Annotated in this window: 2 protein-coding genes; both read left to right on the forward strand. The window is 63.3% G+C overall.

All coding sequences use genetic code 11. The features are described 5' to 3' along the window. Nucleotides 1–647: integrase (locus tag OXU42_09225; GenBank protein ID MDE0029564.1), on the forward strand; the 647-nt coding region annotated here is incomplete at its 5' end. A gap of 1,700 nt (nucleotides 648–2,347) precedes the next feature. Continuing rightward, entirely contained in the window at nucleotides 2,348–2,983 is a 636-nt protein-coding gene (locus OXU42_09230; protein MDE0029565.1) for a hypothetical protein, read from the forward strand. The last annotated feature ends 599 nt before the right edge of the window (nucleotides 2,984–3,582 follow it).

Here is a 3,582-nt window from a genome sequence, read left to right on the forward strand (position 1 = left end):
GGCGGTGCAACGGCTGGGTGATCAGGCGGACGCTCGGGCCGTTGGAGGCATTGACGGTGGAAGATGCACGGCACGCGGCGCGGGCGGTGCTCGCGGAAGCAGAGGCCGGTGACGGAGCGACGACGGTCCTGACGATGCGGGCGTTCGCACGGGTATTCCTCGCCGACTGCGCGGGGAGGTGGAAGCCCGCGACGCGGGAGAACTACGCGGGCACCGTGCGCCGCTGGATACTGCCTGCGTTCGGCAACCGTCTGGTCGATGCCGTCAGCGCGAAGGAAGTGCGGATCTGGATCGATGGCATCACGGCCTCGCATCCCGGTTCGGCGAACTGGGCGCTGGCGGCGATGTCGTCGCTGATGAAGCACACCGAGACGCTGGGGTTTCGGCTCGAGGACTCCAACCCGTGCCGGGGCCTTCGGCGGCGTAAGACCGGCTTCGAGGCTCACTACCTTACCGACGACGAGTTCGCCGCGCTGGGCGAGGCGCTCGACGGCGCCGAAGCCGAACATCCGATTGCGGTCGCCGCGTTGCGCTTCCTGCTCTACACGGGAGCGCGCAAGTCCGAGGCGTTGCGGCTCAGGTGGGAAGACGTTCACGGCGACCACGCGGTGCTGTCTGACAGCAAGACAGGTCCCCACACGATCTGAGCTCGCGTCTCCGGCCCGCGCCGTGCTCGCCGCGCTGCCTCGTGGCAATGACTGCCCATGGGTATTCGCATCGCGCCGCGGGAACCCGCTCAAGTTAGACAAGGCATGGCAGGCGGTCCGCGAAGCGGCGGGGTTGGGTCGCTTCGCATTCACGACCTGCGCCACTCCCACGCGGCGGTGGCAGTGAACGGCGGCGAGGGCCTTCGCGTGGTCGCCGGGCTGCTCGGCCATGCCGACATCGCGACCACCTTCGGCTTTGCGCACCTTGTTCGGTGTTGGACGCCGCCAACCGGGTCTCGCGCGGCCTTGCCGACATGCTTGACGGCGGGGAGGCGAACCATGACTGAACGCACCCGTCTGACCGATGCGTTGGCCCATGCAGCCCAACCTCGCGGGCGCGAGTATTCGATCCACGATACCGCCCTGCAAGGCGGCTTCATTCTCCGGGTCCAGCCGAACGGGGCGCGGTCCTGGGTGTTCCGCTACCGCCGTCCGCCGCGAGGACGGCTACTCGGAGCGGACGACCTGGTGAAGCTCGGCGCGGTCCTGCGTCGGCTCGAAGGCAAATGGACCCTCCGAGCCGCGGCGGTGCGGCTGATTCTGCTGACCGGATGCAGGCCCGGTGAGATACGCCGCTTGCGCTGGCGCGAGGTCAGGCCGGACAGGCTCGCCCTGATTGACGCCAAAAACCGGGCCAAGGTACGGAAAAGGGATACACGTGTCAGGGTCCTTCGGCAGAGGCGTTGCGGCCGAAGGCCTGCACCCCCGTCGGGTTGCCGACGCCGGGTGTAGTTCCGGGACCAATCGAGCCCAACTCGCTGGCGCTGTACACTCCCTTGATGGGACAGCCCCGTGCCCTCAGCACTTGGCGCGGACATTCCGCCTGGGGGCGCCCCGGATGTTGAACAGGCTCGGGCACAGAAGCGCGCCGTAGAACCGGGGGGTGGCCCGGTGAACTTGCGTTCCGGCGTACTAGTTGGCGAGCCTTCGCTGTTTGTATGTGCAGCCAGGCCAGGACACCGTTCATGTTGAGCGAAAGCCCGACGTGTGGGACGGGTCCCGTTGGACCGATACCAACGCGCGCCATAGCCTACGAAACCGCCAAGCGAAACCGACCGGTCGACGTTTCTCTGACTTCGAATTCGCGTGCAACTTCGGCGGTAACACCCCCCGCTGCTCGGCGCGGAACATCATGGGGTGCAAGGATCTTGAGCACCCGGATAGCCGCGCCGGTGCGCTCCAGGTTGGCGGCATCGACGCCGTCACGTCCTCGCGGCCGATGCGATCCAGAAACCTGTGGCCGAAGGCGGGGATGATGCGCCCCTGAGGTAGGTACGCACGGTCTCGTGCCTCGAAGGCTTCCCGTAGGGATATCCGCGAGAGGTACGGTCGAACCGGGACTCCGACGGCGACATGGGCCGACCTCACTCCGGGCGCGGTGCCGAACACCGGCGTGCCGAGGCTCTGTTTGGTTCTATCGCGGAGGGCCTTAAGGTTTTGGATTACCGTACCGGGCGTGCTAGTGTGGCGCTCAGGTTCGTTTTGCGAAAGCACCGGCCGCAAGAGTGCGGCCAGTATCCGGTTTCGCAGCCACGGGTGCGGTGATCTGCGAGCAGTCAGGAAGAGAGGGTTCGGTTACTAGCTGCCCCACCGAGTGGTTCGGCATTGACCTGAACGAGTGGCCGGACTCGAAAGCTGAAATGAAAAATATCTGTATCTCCCTTTTTCTCCTTCTCTCCCCCCTCACGCTCTCCGCCGGTGACCGCGTCGACTCTCTTCTGACCAATGTCTCGGGTAGCCCCTCGCAAGGTTACCCCTCCATATCTGAAGCAAAGAGAGGGTTGATTCTCCGCCTGAGGAAGTCACTTTGTCACATCGCCGGCAGCAATAACTTCTTTGGGGTCAAAGAGATTCTCAAGAACGCTGGCAAGCGCTATGTAGGCGAGGAAATCACCGTTGAAGCGGCCTATCCCCACATCTACTGCAACGAGATGATGGCCGCCAATATCGACCTTATAAGGGTCGCGGTCGAATCCCCTCATCTGGAGTTGTTTTGGGTAAACTTGGTGTATCACTTCGTCGAAGGCGACGCCAGCAACGCAGGCAAAACGATGTTCGTGAGGTTACCTATGTGCAAGCGGGACTTCGGTTATGGGTGTCTCGACGTGTTCGAGCACATTGAGAAGAACCGACGTATCCTCAGCAACGCAGTCAGCACTGGACAATACAATTTCTTGGAAAAGGTTTTGCGGAAGGGCCTGAGCCGAATCGGCGGTCCAATACGAGACGCTGCATTCTGCCGGGAGGTGCTTGACGAACCTCTCCACTGTCAGTAGGAACCGTGAGGCAATTCGTGGTGGCGAGCGGGATGGATGCGAGGTGGTCGGACGAACCAGGACCACAGTCCTCCACTTGTCCGTAGGCGCTCGCTTTGACGGGAAGATACACTCGCAACCTCCTCTGGAAGGCCGTTGTCGCGACCACAAATCCCTGCTCCAGTAGGTTGCGAACCGTCGTAGTCAACTCAGGGTGTTCGGCATGCCGAGCGCAGGAACGACGGGCACCGTATCGCGAACCTGGGGCAGTGGCACTCAGTATGGAGTCGGAGTCAGTTTTCGACATCGCGGCGGGTGATGCCTTCTGGCCATCGGAGGTGTGCGCGAGCCCGTTGCCTAAGACAACGAGCCACTCAGTGGCGGTACCTGCGCACGGTCGAAGCTATTTTGAGTCGAACCGTTGCCGCCCGCTCTCCCTCTGGCCACAAAACCGGCTCTGGGTTCAACCGCCCCGGAACGGTCTGTCGGAGCATACACCTAAGGCCGGAGCACCCCGTTGGTGTCGAGGTCGCCTTCGGTGGCAGGGTATCTGTCGTTACGAGTAGAGCCTCTTGCAAAACCTCAGCGTTGACTGGGTGCGATTGCAGCGGACGCGCCGT

It is taken from the genome of Deltaproteobacteria bacterium, from assembly GCA_028818775.1.
GTDB lineage: Bacteria > Desulfobacterota > Binatia > UBA9968 > JAJDTQ01 > JAJDTQ01.

Bases quoted from the DNA above. Each gene is read 5' to 3' on its own strand.
- OXU42_09230 (MDE0029565.1), top strand. From the start codon at position 2,348: ATGAAAAATATCTGTATCTCCCTTTTTCTCCTTCTCTCCCCCCTCACG.